Below are 18,673 nucleotides of genomic sequence, written 5' to 3'. Positions count from 1 at the left end.
TGGTTGTGTTGCAACAATGCATCCAAACGCAAGGCAGGGAAATCAGAACGGTGCCGCGGCAGTTGCGCGCCATTTTGCCCCCCGTCTTAAGTTGTATTCCCTGAAATCCATCAGCGCACTAGCATAGGGCGCAAGCGACAGGAACCGATTTACGCCATATCGACCGGATGATCTTGCATCGCCCGTTCGGTTGTCCCGCACCAATTATTGCGACTGCGAAAACCGGTACCTGAAACGCACAAGAATATCGCACCGGCCCAAAGACCTTTCAGCGGGCAGGTAACCGGTGCGAACGTACAGACAACAGGAAACGAACAAGAGGCCACATATGTCTGCGAACGTTTATCCCGTATCCGACGACATCGCGAAGGGCGCGCTGATCGACAAGGCAAAATACGACGCCATGTACAAGCAGTCGGTCGAAGACCCCGAAGGCTTCTGGGGCGAACATGGCAAACGCATCGACTGGATCAAGCCGTTTACCAAGGTCAAGAATGTCAGCTTTGACACCAAGGACCTTTATATCAAATGGTATGAAGACGGTACGCTGAACGTTGCGGCCAACTGCCTTGATCGTCATCTGGCAAAACGCGGTGATCAGACCGCGATCATTTTCGAAGGCGACGATCCGTCCGTTTCCGAACATATCACCTATAAAGACCTGCATGAACGTGTCTGCCGGTTTGCCAACGCGCTTAAATCGATGGGTGTGGGCAAGGGCGACCGCGTTGTCATTTACCTGCCGATGATCCCGGCCGCAGCGGTTTCGATGCTGGCCTGCGCGCGCATCGGTGCGATCCATTCCATCGTATTTGGCGGCTTTTCGCCCGAAGCATTGGCCGGCCGCGTTGAAGATTGCGGTGCGAAGGTTGTCATCACATCGGATGAAGGCCTTCGTGGCGGGCGCGGTGTGCCGCTGAAGCGCAATGCAGACGAAGCGCTTTCGCATCCGGGTGTCAAATCCGTCGAAAAGCTTGTTGTCGTCAAGCACACCGGCAAGGACATTGCGTGGAACGATGCCCGCGACGTCTGGTATCACGAGGTCTGCGAGGCAGCATCCCCTGACTGCCCGCCGACCGAAGTCAATGCCGAAGACCCGCTTTTCGTTCTGTATACGTCGGGTTCGACCGGCAAGCCAAAGGGCGTTTTGCATACGTCGGGCGGTTACCTTGTTTACGCATCAATGACCCATCAGTATGTCTTTGATTATCACGAAGGCGATATTTACTGGTGTACGGCCGATGTTGGCTGGGTCACCGGGCACAGCTATATCGTTTATGGCCCGCTGGCCAATGGTGCCACGACCCTGATGTTTGAGGGTGTGCCGAGCTATCCGGATGCATCGCGTTTCTGGCAGGTGTGCGAGAAGCACAAGGTCAATATCTTCTATACCGCGCCGACAGCGATCCGTGCCCTGATGCGCGAAGGCGAAAGCTGGGTCAACAAGGCGGATCTTTCGTCCCTGCGGATCCTTGGTTCGGTGGGTGAGCCGATCAACCCCGAGGCATGGGAATGGTATCACGAGCATGTCGGTAAACGGAAATGCCCGATTGTCGATACCTGGTGGCAGACCGAAACCGGCGGCATCCTGATTACGCCGCTTCCGGGTGCGACCGACCTTAAACCGGGGTCAGCGACGCTTCCGTTCTTTGGTGTGCAGCCCGCCCTTCTGGATAATGAAGGCAAGGAACTTACCGGCGCAACCGATGGCAACCTTGTGATCAAGGATAGCTGGCCGGGGCAGATGCGCACGGTTTATGGCGATCATGAACGGTTCATCCAGACCTATTTCAGCACATTCGCCAATGTCTATACCACCGGCGACGGTGCACGACGGGACGAAGATGGTTATTACTGGATCACGGGCCGCGTTGATGACGTGATCAACGTTTCAGGCCACCGGATGGGCACCGCCGAGGTTGAAAGTGCACTGGTCGCACATTCCAAGGTGGCCGAGGCCGCCGTGGTCGGTGTTCCCCACGACATCAAAGGACAGGGCATCTATGCTTATGTCACGCTGAATGCCGGTGAAGAACCGACCGAAGAACTGCGCAAGGAACTGGTTCAGTGGGTGCGCAAGGAAATCGGCCCGATTGCCAGCCCCGATTATATCCAGTGGTCGCCGGGGCTGCCGAAAACCCGTTCGGGCAAAATCATGCGCCGTATCCTGCGCAAGATTGCGGCGAACGAATATGACCAGCTTGGCGATACATCAACCCTTGCCGATCCGGGTGTGGTTGATGATCTGATCGAAAATCGCCAGAATCGTAAATAGAATTTCAGGCCCAACCTGTTGATGCACAAAGACCCCGCTTTGATTTAAGCGGGGTCTTTTACGTTGGATCACAGCACTTTACCCGCAGCCTTCCAATATTGTTGGTTGTGCCGGTTCTGGAATTCCTTTAAATAGGCTGCGTTGCGACGCAGCAAAACTTGTTTATCCTTTGACGGACACGGGGCCGATGTAAGAACTGTTTCGATAATTCCTGCTTGCGACCGGGCTGTATCAACAGCGCCGATGTTATCGCGTGGCAGTGACGAAACAGCTTTCCGCCCCACTTTTTATTCCCTGATCATATAACAGAAACCCGTCTGCCGGATTGCTGGCGGACTGCGAGACTGGAGTTAAGCCTGTGAACACCGATTTCCTTCCGCAATTGCGGACCGAATGGTTTGGCAATATTCGCGGCGATATCCTCGCCGGGATTGTCGTTGCCCTTGCCCTGATCCCCGAGGCCATCGCCTTTTCGATCATTGCCGGGGTCGACCCGAAGATCGGACTTTATGCGTCCTTCTCGATTGCCGTGATTACCGCAATTGTCGGCGGGCGACCGGGCATGATTTCAGCCGCGACCGCCGCGACTGCTGTACTTATGGTTACGCTCGTGCGCGATTATGGTCTTGAATATCTGCTGGCGGCTACCGTATTGGCCGGGTTGTTACAGATCGGGGCCGGATTGCTTCGGCTGGGTTATGTCATGCGGTTTGTCTCTAAATCCGTGATGACCGGTTTTGTCAACGCCTTGGCCATCCTGATTTTCATGGCACAGTTGCCCGAATTGACCAATGTCACCTGGGTGACTTATGTGATGGTTGCGGGCGGACTTGCCATTATCTATCTGTTCCCGCGCATTACCAAAGCAATCCCGTCACCCTTGGTCTGTATCGTTGTACTGACGGTGATTTCGCTGTTTATCAATGCCGATCTGCGAACCGTGGGTGATATGGGCGAACTGCCTTCGACCCTGCCGGTCTTCCTGATCCCCGACATTCCGCTGAACCTTGAAACCCTGATGATCATTCTGCCCTATTCGGCGGCTGTTGCGGTTGTCGGTTTGCTCGAAAGTCTGATGACGGCCCAGATCGTCGATGATCTGACCGATACACCGTCCAACAAGAACCGCGAATGCATCGGCCAGGGCATTGCCAATACCGCCACCGGCTTTATCGGCGGCATGGCGGGCTGCGCGATGATCGGGCAATCCGTGATCAATGTGAAATCGGGCGGGCGCGGACGTTTATCGACCTTTGTTGCCGGGGTTTTCCTGCTTTTCATGATCGTCGTGTTAAGCGATATCGTCAGCATCATTCCGATGGCAGCCCTTGTTGCGATCATGATCATGGTCTCGATCGGAACATTCAGTTGGTCCTCGATCAAAAACCTTCGTGACCATCCGAGAAGCTCGTCCATCGTGATGCTGGCAACCGTGGTAACGGTCGTCGCGACCCATAACCTTGCGATTGGCGTTTTGATCGGGGTTTTGCTGTCCGGCATTTTCTTTGCGTGGAAGATTTCGCAGATTTTCCGCGTGTCCAGCACACTTTCACAAGACGGTACGCATCGGACCTATAACGTCGAAGGGCAGGTTTTCTTTGCCTCTGCCGATGATTTCACCGCGGCATTCAATTTCAAGGAAGCGCTGGACAAGGTCACGATTGATGTCAGCCATGCGCATATCTGGGACATTTCAAGTGTTGCGGCCCTTGATATGGTCGTGCTGAAATTCCGCCGTGAAGGGGCCGAAGTCGAATTGATCGGTCTCAATGAAGCCAGCGAAACAATTGTCGATAAACTGGCCATACATGACAAGCCCGGCGCTTTTGAACGCCTGATGGGCCATTAGGGAAGGGGACGATCAATGACACATCTGATCGCACTGATCGACGGATCGAGCTATTCGCAAAGCGTTCGCGACCTGACCTGCTGGGTGGCGGAACGCACCGAGGCATCGGTTGAGCTGATGCATGTGCTGGGCCGTCGCGGCGTGGGCTCCGAACCCGCCGACCTTAGTGGTAACCTCAAACTTGGTGCACGTAGCGCACTTTTGCAGGAACTGGCCGACCTTGATGAACAAAAGGCCAAGCTAGAGCTAAAACGCGGGCGGCTGTTGCTTGAAGAAGCCAAATCGGGCCTTGAAGAAGCCGGACTTTCATCCGTTACCTCCAAGCTTCGTCATGGCGATCTGATTGATGCAATTGGCGAGTTTGAAGGCGATGCCGGCCTGATCATCATTGGCAAGAGGGGCGAGGCCGCCGATTTTGCCAAACTGCATCTGGGATCAAATCTTGAACGGGTTGTCCGGTCTGCGACCAAACCGGTTCTGGTCGCATCGCGCGCATTCAAGCCGATCAACAAGTTCCTGATTGCGTTTGACGGCGGCGAAAGTGCGATGAAGGCCGTGCGCCACATTGCGGGTGGCAAGCTGTTTACCGGACTTCCGTGCGTCTTGCTTTGCGTTGGCAAACCAACAGATAGCCTTCAGGAAAAGCTTGATGACGCGGCGACCATTTTGCGCAAGGCAGGATACGATGTTGACGCCGGTTTCGAGGCCGGTGAACCCGAAGACATGATCAAAAACCGGATCGAGGCGGATGGCATCGACCTTCTGATCATGGGCGCATACGGCCATTCGCGCATCCGCAACCTGATCATCGGCAGCACCACCACCGAAATGGTTCGGTCCTGCCATGTGCCGGTAATGATGTTCCGCTAAATGACTGATCGGGCAGCAGCGAACGCAGTCGTTGCTAAGCGCGCTGTTCTGGCCTCTATCACCGGCCCGGATGCCGGACTGTGTAAAACGGTCCTGCATCCGGTACTCGTCAACCCGTCCCGGCCTATGCCGGGGTTGTTAGCTGTTTGCGCATTTGATCGGCAACCGGGTGCAACAGGTCATCGGAAAGCGGCCCGACCACACTGTAACCCGTGCCCATCGATGCCCAGGAAATACCGGTGACACCATCGGCATGATGTTCCTGCATCGGGGCATTCTGGTCAGCCTGCATCGGTCGGGCCAGCATCACCAGACGCACCCCCTGATCATCATCATACATAAGCATTGCCGCCGGGCCGTGATCGGTAGCAACAACCCGCCCGCCCATAAACCGGTATCCATCCGCCGTCAGATCGGGTACATGCAAATTCATTCCGACACGATCACTGATCCAGCGCAGCAAATCATCGGTTTTATCCGCCCGGATTTCGACCGGCCGGTTGCGATCTCGGGCATAGGCAACATAGCTGGCCGATGCCTCGCGTGCTAAAGCACCAATCCCTTCAGGTGCCGACAATGCCGTCAAAACCGGCACATCGGGATTTTGCACAAATCCGTGCAATCCCCATCCGGCCCCGCCACCAACACACAGCAAAGCAATCGCGGCTGCCGCCCCCTGCCAACCGCCAAACCACGCAATCCGACCGCCCGCATTCCCGTCCTGAAATCCATCCTGACGGTGATCGGTTACCGACTTGCCGTCATGACGGCGGTTTTCGATCAGGTGATGCAAATTCAATTGCGATGGCACCGGTTCATCGGCTACCGGGGCAAAAGCCGCGCGCATCAGGTCGCGATGCCGGGCATAGGCATCAACCCGTCTGGCAATATCGGGATGCTGCGCGATATAGGCCGCCACCGCATCGTGGCGCGCCCCATCAAGCGCACCATCAACAAAAGCATGCAGATCGTCTTCTGAAATGGGGCTGTGGCTCATTTGACCCTCCGCAAATTTGGGGTGCTTTGACGATCCCCGTTGTTCCGCCTGTCACCATCCAGAATCTGGCGCAATCTTTCTCGCCCGCGTGACAGACGCGACATAACCGTCCCTAACGGTATATCCAGCACCTTTGCCGTTTCTGCATAGGACAGATCTTCGATCGATACCAGCAGCAGAATGCTGCGCTGATCATCGGGAAGGGTTGCAATCGCGCCCATCACATCCTGATAATGCAGGCTGTTTTCCTGTGTGCCGTCATGGGCAAATGCGGTTTCGACCGTATCATCAAGAGCGATATGCGGTCCGCGATACCGGTTTTGGCGCCAGTAATTGACCGCTAGATTATGCAGGATGGTAAACATCCATGTGCGTGTGTTGCCATCGTCGCGGCGCTGGTGCCAGCGGCTGATGGCGCGTTCCAGACAATCCTGTACCAGATCATCGGCCTGCGCGCGATCACCGCAAAGGGCACGCGCATATCGCCGAAGGGCCGGGATCAGCGGTTCTATCCGCCGGATCATGTCATCATGCATTCCTATCGTCCTGTGACAGGGGCGTGTTGTGGCACTGGTAATTCTTGTGCTGGGGCCAGACACCTCCATTGCCAATACGGTGCCGGGCATCTGGCAATGAAGGACACCAAACGGATTGCAGGACAAATAATGCAATCCGTTTCGTATATAATCCGTTTCACCCCGGCCCGCATCGGAACCGGGGTGAAATACCATATGGGGTCAGTCGGCCTGAACCTGCACCGGTGCGCCAATACCATCGGCGGTTTTCGGGGCCACTACCAGATAACGTTTGGGCTGCTCATCCTCGCCCTTGACCAACTGGCGGATCGGACCAAGCGCATTGACAATACTTGCCCCGGTCGGGTTGGCCTTGAAATTCGACAGGGCCTGCAATGTTCCGCTGCCATCCGGATTGCCCGCCAGTGCAAGGACGTATTCCTTGCCTGGTTCCAGACCGGTGACCGAGGCCTGCACCACCTGTGTCAGGCCCTGATCAAACAGCGACACGTTGCTGGGGGCCGAACCATCCCTGGCCCCGCCAACCGCACGCAATGACAGCTGCACCGAATTGTCCGTTGCCTTCAGCGGTTCCAGATTGTCGGTTCCCGCCCCTTCGGTTACCGCACCGGGGACATAGGCAATGGCCTGCGGGGCCTGACCGACAGGAATGGATGCAATCACCTTGTTGGTGGCGGTATCAATCGCCATCAGCTGGTCATCGTTTTCAATCCCAACATATACCCGCGATCCATCACCAGATGGCCACAGACCATGGGGCAGCCGCCCGACCGGAATGGTCGCCACCTGTTCAAAGGTTTCCGTATCAAACACCTTGACCTGATTAAGGCCACCAATCGTGACATAGGCAAAATTACCCTTGGCCGTGCGGGCAAAGTTTACATGGTTGGTGATCGGGCCGGTATCAATCGTCTTGATCACATCAAAGGGCGGTTTGGCATCAAATATCTGTACTTTGCCAATATCTTTAAGGGTGAACCACACCTGACTGCCGTCGGGGTTGGCGGCAATGTTCGGGCAGAACGGGCTGGCCTGCTTCACATGGCCGACGATCTTGTGATCGGCCACCGAAACCACGAGTGTTTCCGGATTGAAAGACGAACAGATATAGCCATATTTCCCATCGGGCGAGAAAATCTGCATGCCCGGACCGGCAGGGGTCTGGATACGGGTTTTGGGTTCGAATGTCTTGGCATCCAGCACCTGAACATAATCCTCACCGCGGATGGTTACCCAGATTTCACTTCCATCGGGTGTGAAAAAGGTTTCATGCGGGGACCGGCCCAGATAGGTGGTGTGCAGGACAGTGTTGTCATGGGTGTTGATAAAACTGATGGCGTTGCTGCCGACCGCGACAACCGCCAGCGTTTTGCCATCGGGCGAAAATCCCAAGCCATGCACCAGCAACTGCCCGCGATACAGCGGGCTGAGGTTGCGCGGCTGCGGATCGCCAAGGCGCAGCACGCCCAGCAATTTATTATCGGCAGGGTCAATCACCGACACTGTATTTGAAAACTGGTCGGCGGAATAAACCCGATCCTGATGGCCCAGCACCCGGTCGGAGCTGGCCGCCGGATAGGGGGCCTGTCCGGCGAGAACGATGGCGGAACTGCCCGCCAAAAGCGTGCAGACCATAAGGGTTCTGGCCATAAGGGTTCTGGCAAAAATATTCTTCATGAGTACTCCTTGGCGTAAGGCGACTTACCCTGCCCTTGGTTTCTTCTGACCAGGGGCGGAGATATGGCGCACGGAAATGCAGCAGGCGTAGAAATATATCGAAGAAAGGCGATAGGCAGGTAACAGGCGGCCAATGTTAGACGGTGAACGGTTGCCACTGCGCAGGCATGGGCATTCGTGGTTAACGAGTCGATGCCGGGGCCGAAGGCGGCAATTCCGCCCCGATGGCGAGATACATCGCAACAATTTCCTGTTGCTGGGTCACAATGATTTCCTGACACAGGCGTTTAAGCTGCGTATTGCCGGCATAAGGCAGATAGGCCGCGCACATATCAATTGCCCCCTGATGATGCGGGACCATCATGACCACAAAATCCCGATCAATATCGCCGGTCGGCGCGACATTCATATCAGCCATCATCTTGTCCATGGCGGCCGCATTTTTTGCCAGAAACGGCTTTTCATGTTCGGGAATATCAGCCGATGCGCTTTCGGGCATGGTATGCCCGCTATGGGCTTCGTGATCATCACGGGGCATTGAACCCTGTTTGCTATGATCAACACCGTTATGGGCATTGGCGACAATAGCCATGCCGACAATTCCGGCAACCGACATACAGGCAAATACGCCAAACGCCATGATGCGGCGCGCAACAAAGGAACGGGGCGAAAACGAAGCGTAGGACATCGGGGGACCTCTATGTTCAATGACGACATAAAGGTTAGACAGCTGGCAGGCCCAATTATTCCCAGATGCTGGAAAAAATTTTGAAAAATCAAATCACCCCGTCGATGACGGATGGATATGACCGTTATCAGAACGCTTTGGCCGAGCGCGTCAATGGCATTCTCAAACAGGAGTTCATCCTGCACCGGTGCAAAACATTCGAAGATCTAGCCAAGCTGTTCAACGAAGCCATCAATGCTTACAATACCATGCGACCGCACATCGCTCTGGCAATGCAAACACCAGAATGCGTGCATCAAAAAGCCAGCGGATGATTAGGCCGCTGGCTTCTGGAAAAACCGTCAACGTATTTTAGGACGGCACACTGAAAGGTCCTTGATCGCGATCCAGGACGCCAACAGCTCCCCGACCGGTAAAACTCATCGCATCATTTCATTTGGTTTGAAGGATCAAGCATGTTGCGTTTTACCGTCACCACGCTGGCCACTCTGGCGGCTTTTGTCATGGCCACACCATCTCATGGCGCGCCCTATGCCGTTGGTTTCACGGAAACCACCATCGCCGCAAGCGATGGGAACCGCGCATTGGTTGGTGCAATCTGGTATCCGACCAGCGATACATACCCAACGGTATCTGTCGGCGAAAACCCGGTCTTTTTCGGTCAGATGGTGCAGCCTGATGCCAAAATTCAGGACGGACGCCATCCCTTGGTCGTGATGTCGCACGGGTTTGGCGGCAACTGGCGCAATCAGGGATGGCTTGCCACCGCACTGGCGCAGGCGGGCTATGTGGTGGCCGCGATCAATCACCCCGGCACCACCAGCCGCGATGTTACCGCCGAAGTCGGATCTGCATTATGGCTCCGCCCGCTTGATATCAGTCACCTGATCACATCGCTGACCGAAGATCTCGCATGGTCGCCCCATCTGGACGGAACCAACATCACGGTCATTGGTCATTCACTGGGCGGATGGACTGCACTTGAGCTCGCAGGCGCGCAGATGGACATGGATCACATGGACGGGGACTGCAAACAGCATCCCGAACTCGCCGCCTGTGATGGCCTCAAAGAACTTGAAGTAGGCCGTACACCAAAAGAACGCACAAAGCTTGCCGCCGACCTTAAAGACAAACGCATTCGTGCTGCGATCTCACTTGATCTTGGCCTTGCCCGTGGTTTTACCCCGGAAAGTCTGGCGGCCATCGACATCCCGGTTCTGGTCATTGCTGCCGGTTCATCCAATCCGAAAATCCCCAAGGAACTTGAATCGGGTTATCTGATCCAACACATGCCGACCAACTTAGTCCAATATCATGACCTGCCCGGTGCCGCGCATTTCAGCTTCCTGCCGGAATGCAAACCAAATGCCGCGATCCTCCTTGAACAGGACGTCCCGGGTGATGGCATTATCTGTCTCGATGGCGATGACGCAACGGATCGATCAGATCTGCATCAACAGACCATTACGCTTATTCTCGACTTTCTGCATTCTCTAAAAACAGCTTCCTGATCGGACCGAACGGTTGATCGGGGGCCAGTTGATCAGAACTTGGGTCCGCGTCGCGATATGCCCGTGGACCCATCCCGGTCACGCGACCAAATTCGCGGTTAAAGTTCGATTTGGTCTGAAACCCGCAGTCAAACATGATTTCGGTTACCGGCTTAGCGGTCGTCTGCAACAGAGTTTGCGCCTCTGCCACGCGGTATTCATTGACGACCTGTGACACATTGCGCCCGAACCGGCGGTTAATCGCCCCGGAAATTTGCCGCGCCGGGATCACCACACGGCGCGCCAACCGGTCCAGTGTCAGATCAGGATCCCGATACAGATGCTGCGTGCGCATGACCTCATCAATCGCGGCAAGGATGGCATCATCCCCGGCGATATCGTTGTTGTCTTTGCGGTCGTCTTTATGCTGCGCAAGTGCGGGTTCGGTCACGCTGTCAGTCAACTGCGTGGTCTGCGGACTGAGCCGCTCTAACCGGACCATGAGCAACGCCAACACCACCAGAACAACCAACTGCGCATAGCCGACGATTGTTGTAACGTTTGTGCCTTGCGTGATGCTGAAATCAAGGGCGATTAGCCCGTCAACGAGCCCTGAGAAAATCAGCGCCCCGCCAACCACGGCAACAATGCCCCGAACCGATCCGATATCGCCCAGCCGTGCCTGCGCAAAACGGTCTTCGCCGCGGCTGGCCAGAATCATTAGCGCAATACCATATCCGGCAAACTCCACTGCAATCAGGAAATCAACCTGGATATGCCATTTTCGCCAGGTCAGACTTGCGATGAAAATCGCCAAAACCGGGATAATGTGCAGCCAACGCCATCTGGTTTGCGACCGCTCCTCCGAACCGAGTGCGGCAAAGCATATCCAGGCGATGGGCGGCAGCATCGCGGCAAACAAGGGTCGCAAGAAACGGAAAACCAAAAGATCAAATTGCCAGCGCAACCCGACCATAATCACCAATGCCAGACTGGCGGCAACGAATATCCGCATGCTCCGCCCGACAGGCCCGGCCGGACCGCGCAGGGTCAGGCGCACCAGCAAAATCGCCAGCAACAAGGCAACAACGAAGGGCAACGGGATCTCAAACATAAGGCTTGGCACAATCTGGCAACTGGAAATCGTAACTCGATGTTTGTCCCGCGTGTCGCAGTGGCGCGCAACAAAAAAGACCGCGATGGCCGATCATCGCGGTCTTTGGGCTTTGTTCAAATCCCAAACAGGAAGTCGATCACTGCAGCAGGAAACGCCCCAGATTGTTATTGATCTGGCGTTCCAGTTCACGATCTAGGTCCATCAGGAGCGTTGCGGTTTCGTCATAGACCGCCTTTTCACGTTCGGCGACGGACATCGATTCCGCGAGGGTCCGGGTGCGAACTGCGGTTGCAGCAACTTCACCCTTCTGGGTGCCGTTCGGATCAAGGACTTCAAGCTTGGCCGAAACTTTCATTTCGACCTTTTCGGACTGATCATCGGTAAAAACACCCGAAAAACCCTTCTTCGTCTTAAGCACGCTTGAGGTAATTGATGCCTCCGTCACGCTATAACGCAAAACATCACTGGTGCCTGCCGTCTGGATGCGGTCATCAGGCCAGTTCATCGCCATCTTGCCAAGGCTGAACGGCAGATAGCTCTCAAGGTTGTTGTCACCCCCGGCCGGATAGGCTGCCACTTTTTCAATCGGCCCGGCTGCAAATACAATCGGGTCGAGATGGCGCCAGGTCACATCGGGATAGGTTTGCACCGGTGCGCTGGTACAGGCCGCCAGAAGAGCAACAACCGCACCCGCCAGGGCCATGCGCATTCCATTGATGGACAATGCCTTCATCAAGTCTTTCTCCTGCCTCAAATAAAAACGCCACCATACCTTTGTGTGGGCATGGTGAGTTTGCTTGATGATTAAGGCAAGGCTGTGACGATCAAAAACCGCCCCGATGCAGAAACTTATGCATCGTCGCCGGATTTGAGCGCACGCAGATCGGCCTCGTTAAAGCCATATCGCGTGTTGCAGAACTGGCAGGAAACCGCGACTTCGCCGCTGTCGGGTTCGCGCATATCCAGAAGTTCTTCAAGCGGATAGGATACAAGCGCGCCTTCGATCTTCTGGCGCGAACAACGGCATTTGAACTGCAACGCTGTCTGATCAAACACGCGCGGTTCTTCGTCGTGGAACAGACGCCAGATCAGATCATGCGCCGATAGCGAAATATCGACCAGTTCGTTTTCGGTCGCACTTGCCATCAGGATCTTGGAGCGGTTCCAGTCCTCGGTGATTTTTTCGGCTTCTTCCGGGGTTGCAGCATCGCCCGAAGCACTGGCCGGAAGACGCTGCAGGAACAGACCGCCAACCCACCAGTCATTGGCCTGTTCACCCTGATGGACTTCAAGCTTGAAGGAAGCTTCGATCTGTTCGGACTGACGGAAATAGGCCTCGGCACATTCGGAAAGCGTATTGCCTTCAAGCGAGACAATACCCTGATAGCGTTCATGATCACCGCCCTGGTCCACGGTGAAAGCGATGTGGCCATGCCCCATCAGCTTGTGCACCTGTCCGCGCAGGGCGTCTTCACCGCCGTCTTCGGCTGCAATCATGGTGCTGAGGCGGTCTTCGTCAACACGCGCACAGGCGCGAATGTTGCCATCGCTATCGACGTCGACAACCATCATGCCAATCGGACCATCAGACGAGGTCTGAAGGGTGAAAAGGCCTTCGTATTTCAGCGCCGAGGACAGCAGGACAGCCAGCCCGATAATCTCGCCCAGCAGATGATTTGCGAGCGACGGATAGCTGTGCTGACCGATGATGGTCTGCACCGTCGGGCCAAGCCGTGCGAAACGGCCGCGAATATTGGAATGATCCAGCGTGAAGGGCTGACAAAAATCGACAGCGATCTGCATTTTCGGGTTCCGCGTTTTTACGTGTTCCGGGGCGTATAACAACAGCAGAACCGCATTGTCCAGCCATGTCACGCCAAAGCAAAGGGGCGAACATCACTGTCCGCCCCAAAATTCTGATGCTTATTTAGTCTGCACCGTCAGGAAGGCAAGCCATTAAAGCAGTATAGCAGAACCCCTTTCTGCGCATGCAGACGGTTTTCGGCTTCGTCAAACACCACCGATTGCGGCCCGTCGATCACATCGTCGGTGACTTCCTCGTTACGGTGGGCAGGCAGGCAATGCATGAAAATCGCATCCTTGTTTGCCTTTGCCATCGCGGCGGAATTGACCTGATAGGGGGCCAATGCTTCCATGCGGGCATCGGCGTCCTCGTCCCCCATCGAAACCCAACAATCGGTAACGATAACGTCGGCCCCGTCCAGCGCACTGTCCATATCGGTCATGCGAACCTTGCCACCCTCCGCATTAGCGGTTTCGATCAGGCCCTGATTGGGGCGATAACCAGCCGGACAGGCCATATCAAGCGAGAACCCGAATTTCGGCGACGCATGAATAAAGGACGCCGAAACATTGTTGCCATCCCCGACCCAGGCGAATTTAAGTCCTTCAAGGCGGCCCTTGTGTTCCTTGACGGTCATAAGGTCGGCCATGATCTGGCAGGGGTGGCTTTGATCGGTCAGGCCATTGATCACCGGAACGGTGGCATATTTCGCCAGTTCCAGCAGTTTCGATTCGTCCGTGGTACGGATCATGATCGCATCAACAAACCGCGACAGGACACGCGCGGTATCGGCAATGGTTTCACCACGGCCAAGTTGCGAACTTGCGGCATCAAGGATCACAACGTCACCGCCAAGCTGTCGCATGCCGACTTCGAAAGACACACGCGTACGTGTTGACGGCTTTTCAAAGATCAGGGCAAGGGTTTTGCCCGCCAGCGGTTTGTCACCAAACGGTGCCTTGCCTGCCTTTTCCACCGCTCCAAGTTCAAGAATATCGTTCAGCGTTCCCGCCGACAATTTGTCGAGATCGAGAAAGTGCCTGATATCAGTCATTTTAGTCTTCCTTATTGCGCCAAGGCTGCCGCGGCGGCATCGATTGCTGCCAGCGCCTCGTCGACATGGGTTTTGGTGATGTTAAGCGGCGGCAACAGGCGCACCACATTATCGCCTGCCGGAACGGTCAAAAGACCCAGTTCACGCAACTTGGCGACAACATCAACATTGGTCGGCACAGTTTTCATGCCCAAAAGCAGGCCCATGCCACGAACTTCCGCGATAAAGCCCGGATGTTTGCGGGCAATGGCCGCAAGGCCGTCACGGATCAACTGGCTCATGGCAAGAACATTGTCCATGAAACCGGGTTTAAGAACTTCGTCGAGGACCGCATTTGCAGCCGCCATGGCAAGCGGGTTGCCGCCAAAGGTTGTGCCATGCATACCCGCCGTCAGGGCAGCCGCCGCCTTTTCATTGGCAAGCAAAGCCCCGACAGGGAAACCACCGCCAAGGCCCTTGGCCGACGAAATGATATCGGGAACCATGTCCGACCATTCATAGGCGTAAAGTTTGCCCGTGCGACCAACGCCGGTCTGGACTTCGTCAAACATAACCAGCAGGCCGAACTCGTCGGCAGCCTTGCGCAGCCCTTCAAGATACCCTTCGGGGGCCTTGCAGATACCACCTTCACCCTGGATCGGTTCGACCAGAATACCGGCGGTCTCGGGCGTGATCGCATCGCGCAATTCGTTCAGATTGCCAAATGCAACGCGGTCGAAACCATCTGGCATCGGGCCAAAGCCCTCACGGTATTTATCGCTGTAACCAGCCGTCAGGGTGCCCAGAGTCCGACCGTGGAAGGCATTGGTTGCCACCAAAATCCGGTTCTTTTCGGCATGGCCGCTGACATACTGGTAGCGGCGCAGCATCTTGATGCCGGCTTCGTTAGCCTCCGCCCCGGAGTTGCAGAAGAACACGGTGTCGGCAAAGGTATTTTCAACCAGACGTGCTGCCAGCTTTTCCTGCCCCGGAATCCGGTACAGGTTCGACGTGTGCCAAACCTTTTTGGCCTGTTCGGTCAAGGCTTCGACCAGATGCGGATGCGCATGGCCAAGGGTATTCACCGCAATACCCGACCCGAAATCGAGGAATCGTCGGCCGTCCTGCGCATAGAGATAAGGTCCTTCACCTTTCTCAAAGGCCAGATCGGCCCGCGCGTAGGTCGGCATGACGGGAGTAATCACTTCTTCATTCCTCAATCAGGGGTAAAAAATCATTCCTGACCAACAGGTCAGCTCCGGCAGAATACCGGGAAGCCGCGGAGTATCAAGAGATTCCTGACCTCTGTCAACGACGCAAAACCCCTTAGATAGACAGGGCTGATATGAAAAAGGGCAGCATCCGATGCGGAATGCTGCCCTTAAACGGAATTTAATGCTGAAATCCGCCCTGTTTTGGCGATCAGGCCTTAAGCTTGTAACCGCTTTTGATCATCCGATAGCACAGAATCCAAAGCAGGACATTGACCACCGCCAGCACCACAACTCCGGTCATCACCGTGCCGTCCGAAACCCCGGTAAAGCCATAGCGGAACCCGTCAATCATGTAGAAGAACGGGTTGTAATGGACCAGTACCTTGCCGGCTTCGGGCAGATTTTCGGCGCTATAGAATGTGCCCGACAGGAAGGAAAGCGGGGTGATGACAAAGTTGGTAACAACAGCAATGTGATCGAATTTCTCGGACCAGACACCACCGGCAATCCCCAGAAGCGACAACATCAGCGATGCAGAAATTCCGAAATACAGGATAGCCCAGATATTATGGATGCCGACATCAACAAAGAACGCCATGACAATGGTGGTGGCGACACCCACCATGATGCCGCGCGTAACCGCGCCGAAGGCAAAACCGGCAACCATTTCACCGGCCGAAAGCGGCGGCATCAGAACATCGACAATATTGCCCTGTACTTTCGATATGATGATCGAGCTTGAGGTATTGGCAAATGCGTTTTGGGCCATGGTCATCATGACCAGACCGGGGGCAAGGAAGGTGGCGAAGGGAACGCCATTGACCGTCTCGACCGCGCGCCCGAGTGCCAGAAGGAAGACCGCCATGAATAACAGGCTGGTAACCACCGGGGCCCCGATGGTTTGCAGATGAACGTTCAGAAAACGTCGAACTTCCTTGGCATAAAGCGTCCACAGACCGAGCCAGTTGATCGCGCCCATTTGACGCGGTGCTAGCTCTTGCATGAAATATCCTTCGAAAAAATGCAGACAATTGCCGGTAAAATAGGGAGAGTCGGGCATCAAGTGCAAGGGTGCGTATCGATCAGCATTGGGTGAAATGAAAGAATCACACGAAAACCGCAGTGATTTAGCGCCTGACAGCCAAGCGGAAAAATTTGGCGGAAACGCCAGTTTTACCGGCAAAGGCAGGGCTAAAGATAAAGACCATAACCCACGCGAACCCAAAAAGCCGCGCCGGGTCACGCGCGACTATCTGATGAATTATGCCACCTGGTATCTGGAACGCTTTGCCGCGTCACGCGCCCGGCTTGAAAAACTGATGCGCGGCAAAATCAGGCTTTCGGTTGCGGAATACGGCACCGACCCGCAGGAAGCCGAAGAATGGATGAAAAGCGTTCTGAACACTTGCGAGAATGCCGGATTTATCAATGACACCGCCTATGCCAAGGGACGAGCAAGGTCACTTCTGCGCAAGGGCAAAGCCATGCGGGTTATCGCCGCCGATCTGAATGCACGCGGCATTGCATCGCACATGATTGATGACACCATCACCGACCTCAGACAGGAAGCCGATCAGGCGGCCTACGAAGATGTCCGGGGTACCGATCCCAACCTTGCCGCCGCCGCGGCCTATGCCCGACGCCGTCGGCTTGGCCCGTTTCGCCGCCCGGAACAGCGCGATGAAAAACGCGACAAGGATCTGGCTGCACTTGCACGACAGGCGTTTGGCTATGACACCGCCACCCGGATCATTGATGGCGATCTGGATCACCTGAACGATCTGCTCTCCATGATTGACGGCATCTGATTACTGCCCTGGCGTTTTTCAAACCCCGAAAGAAGGCGTTTCTGCGTTATGTGGAACAAATGCCGCCCCGACAAGTTCCATAAAAGCGTAGACCCAAAGGCAAGACGAGAGAGATCAAGTCATGACCGCACAGACACGCAAGGCAACGCTTTACCGGATGGTGATGGACGAGCATATCTGCCCGTTCGGCCTGAAATCGCGCGATCTTTTGAAAAGCGAAGGATACGCCGTCGATGATCACTGGCTGACCACCCGGAAAGAAACCGACGACTTTCAGGCAGAACACAATGTCGATACGACACCGCAGACATTCATTGATGGCGAACGGATCGGTGGCCATGACGAATTGCGGGAATATTTCGGCAAGCCGGTAAATGATGGCAATTCGGTTACCTATCAGCCGGTCATTGCCGTTTTTGGCATGGCAGCCCTTATGGCGCTGGGCCTTAGCTGGGCTGCTTTTGGTGATTTTCTGACTGTTCGGGCAGTTGAATGGTTCATCGCAACGTCGATGTGCATCCTTGCCATCCTGAAGCTTCGGGATATCGAAAGTTTTTCCAACATGTTTCTGGGTTATGACCTGCTGGCGCAACGGTGGGTGCGATATGCCTATCTTTACCCGTTTGGTGAAGCACTGGCAGGTGTGCTTATGATTGTTGGCGCGCTTATGTGGATTGCCGTTCCCGTTGCCCTTTTCATCGGGACAATCGGGGCGATATCGGTTTTCAAGGCGGTTTATATCGATAAGCGCGATCTTAAATGTGCCTGTGTCGGTGGGGACAGCAATGTTCCGCTTGGTTTCATTTCACTGACGGAAAACATCATGATGGTCGCGATGGCGATCTGGATGATGGTGAAATAGGCAACAACAGACTGGTGCAATCGGTATCGAGCCCCTAAAAAGAACCGATACAGGCTGCCTTTTACGTGAAGGAGAACCATGAATATGATGGTCCGTATCTATCACAATCCGCGTTGTTCCAAGTCGCGCCAGACGCTTGCACTGATTGAGGAACAGGGGATCACCCCCGACGTGATCCAGTATCTGGATACGCCGCCCACCCCGCAGGAATTAAACGAAATTCTTGGCATGCTGGGCATGGCCCCAGAAGATATCCTGCGCAAAAAAGAAGCCAAAGAAGAAGGCATTGCCGATCTTCGTGGTGACGCGCTGATCGAAGCCCTTTGTGCCCATCCGCGCGCGATTGAACGCCCGATTGTGGTCAATGGCCACAAGGCCGCCATTGGGCGACCGCCGGAAAGTGTTCTGGAAATTCTTTAGGGCCACCTGAAATATCGAATGACTTCAAACGCC

At 55.3% G+C, this 18,673-nt stretch carries 17 protein-coding genes and 1 pseudogene; 8 read left to right on the top strand and 10 right to left on the bottom strand.

Features of this window, described 5'->3' with window-relative positions; translation table 11 throughout:
• The first annotated feature begins 328 nt into the window (after positions 1-328).
• The 3 genes from acs to P8T57_RS09895 all read left to right on the top strand — a co-directional run bounded on the left by acs (position 329) and on the right by P8T57_RS09895 (position 4,994).
• Complete coding sequence (gene acs / locus P8T57_RS09905) at positions 329-2,275, top strand: acetate--CoA ligase (protein WP_341365328.1); 1,947 nt, start codon at positions 329-331, stop codon at positions 2,273-2,275.
• 358 nt (positions 2,276-2,633) lie between these two features.
• Positions 2,634-4,124: a SulP family inorganic anion transporter gene (locus P8T57_RS09900; RefSeq protein ID WP_007088285.1), complete on the top strand. Its 1,491-nt coding sequence runs from the start codon at positions 2,634-2,636 to the stop codon at positions 4,122-4,124.
• Between the two features lie 15 nt (positions 4,125-4,139).
• Positions 4,140-4,994, top strand: coding sequence for a universal stress protein (locus tag P8T57_RS09895; protein WP_341365327.1), 855 nt, complete (start codon positions 4,140-4,142; stop codon positions 4,992-4,994).
• A 124-nt stretch (positions 4,995-5,118) separates the two neighbouring features.
• On the opposite strand, the gene P8T57_RS09890 is transcribed toward P8T57_RS09895, so the two are convergent.
• From P8T57_RS09890 to P8T57_RS09875, 4 genes are all read right to left on the bottom strand, one after another.
• On the bottom strand, positions 5,119-5,991 hold the full coding sequence (locus P8T57_RS09890; protein ID WP_341365326.1) for an anti-sigma factor: 873 nt from the start codon (positions 5,989-5,991) through the stop codon (positions 5,119-5,121).
• Positions 5,988-6,527, bottom strand: coding sequence for a sigma-70 family RNA polymerase sigma factor (locus tag P8T57_RS09885; RefSeq protein WP_037992063.1), 540 nt, complete (start codon positions 6,525-6,527; stop codon positions 5,988-5,990). Before P8T57_RS09885 ends, P8T57_RS09890 begins: the two co-directional genes overlap by 4 nt.
• A 201-nt stretch (positions 6,528-6,728) precedes the next feature.
• Positions 6,729-8,204, bottom strand: a complete 1,476-nt coding sequence (locus P8T57_RS09880; RefSeq protein ID WP_341365325.1) for a beta-propeller fold lactonase family protein — start codon at positions 8,202-8,204, stop codon at positions 6,729-6,731.
• A gap of 181 nt (positions 8,205-8,385) precedes the next feature.
• On the bottom strand, positions 8,386-8,892 hold the full coding sequence (locus tag P8T57_RS09875) for a DUF305 domain-containing protein (protein WP_341365324.1): 507 nt from the start codon (positions 8,890-8,892) through the stop codon (positions 8,386-8,388).
• Between the two features lie 80 nt (positions 8,893-8,972).
• On the opposite strand from P8T57_RS09875, the pseudogene P8T57_RS09870 reads away from it, so the two are divergent.
• Positions 8,973-9,206: pseudogene (locus P8T57_RS09870) on the top strand (integrase core domain-containing protein); the annotation flags it as partial.
• Positions 9,207-9,347: 141 nt separating this feature from the next.
• Entirely contained in the window at positions 9,348-10,403 is a 1,056-nt protein-coding gene (locus tag P8T57_RS09865; RefSeq protein WP_341365323.1) for an alpha/beta fold hydrolase, read from the top strand.
• Here P8T57_RS09865 and P8T57_RS09860 read toward each other — a convergent pair.
• The 6 genes from P8T57_RS09860 to P8T57_RS09835 form a co-directional block, all read right to left on the bottom strand.
• Positions 10,363-11,496 carry an AraC family transcriptional regulator gene (locus tag P8T57_RS09860; protein ID WP_051682198.1) on the bottom strand — a complete coding sequence of 378 codons (1,134 nt, stop codon included), beginning with the start codon at positions 11,494-11,496 and terminating at the stop codon, positions 10,363-10,365. The two genes, P8T57_RS09865 and P8T57_RS09860, sit on opposite strands and share 41 nt — an antisense overlap.
• A 139-nt stretch (positions 11,497-11,635) precedes the next feature.
• A complete protein-coding gene (locus P8T57_RS09855) occupies positions 11,636-12,232 on the bottom strand; it encodes a hypothetical protein (protein WP_341365322.1) in 597 nt (198 codons plus the stop codon).
• Between the two features lie 116 nt (positions 12,233-12,348).
• Entirely contained in the window at positions 12,349-13,302 is a 954-nt protein-coding gene (locus P8T57_RS09850) for an Hsp33 family molecular chaperone HslO (RefSeq protein WP_037989342.1), read from the bottom strand.
• A gap of 137 nt (positions 13,303-13,439) precedes the next feature.
• Entirely contained in the window at positions 13,440-14,357 is a 918-nt protein-coding gene (argF, locus tag P8T57_RS09845; protein WP_114094104.1) for an ornithine carbamoyltransferase, read from the bottom strand.
• A gap of 11 nt (positions 14,358-14,368) precedes the next feature.
• Positions 14,369-15,526: an aspartate aminotransferase family protein gene (locus tag P8T57_RS09840; protein WP_037989194.1), complete on the bottom strand. Its 1,158-nt coding sequence runs from the start codon at positions 15,524-15,526 to the stop codon at positions 14,369-14,371.
• A gap of 232 nt (positions 15,527-15,758) precedes the next feature.
• Positions 15,759-16,553, bottom strand: coding sequence for an ABC transporter permease (locus P8T57_RS09835; protein WP_037989340.1), 795 nt, complete (start codon positions 16,551-16,553; stop codon positions 15,759-15,761).
• A gap of 94 nt (positions 16,554-16,647) precedes the next feature.
• Between P8T57_RS09835 and P8T57_RS09830 the strand changes: the two genes are divergently transcribed.
• The 3 genes from P8T57_RS09830 to arsC all read left to right on the top strand — a co-directional run bounded on the left by P8T57_RS09830 (position 16,648) and on the right by arsC (position 18,640).
• On the top strand, positions 16,648-17,358 hold the full coding sequence (locus P8T57_RS09830) for a RecX family transcriptional regulator (RefSeq protein WP_341365321.1): 711 nt from the start codon (positions 16,648-16,650) through the stop codon (positions 17,356-17,358).
• A 121-nt stretch (positions 17,359-17,479) separates the two neighbouring features.
• Positions 17,480-18,220: a MauE/DoxX family redox-associated membrane protein gene (locus tag P8T57_RS09825; RefSeq protein WP_341365320.1), complete on the top strand. Its 741-nt coding sequence runs from the start codon at positions 17,480-17,482 to the stop codon at positions 18,218-18,220.
• Between the two features lie 78 nt (positions 18,221-18,298).
• Positions 18,299-18,640, top strand: coding sequence for an arsenate reductase (glutaredoxin) (arsC, locus tag P8T57_RS09820; protein WP_037989187.1), 342 nt, complete (start codon positions 18,299-18,301; stop codon positions 18,638-18,640).
• Positions 18,641-18,673 lie beyond the last annotated feature (33 nt).

Origin of the sequence: Thalassospira sp. SN3W, assembly GCF_038070535.1 — a bacterium.
GTDB classification, from domain to species: domain Bacteria; phylum Pseudomonadota; class Alphaproteobacteria; order Rhodospirillales; family Thalassospiraceae; genus Thalassospira; species Thalassospira xiamenensis.
The sequence above is the reverse complement of the archived record's forward strand: the minus strand, read 5'-3'. Positions and strand labels throughout refer to the sequence as shown.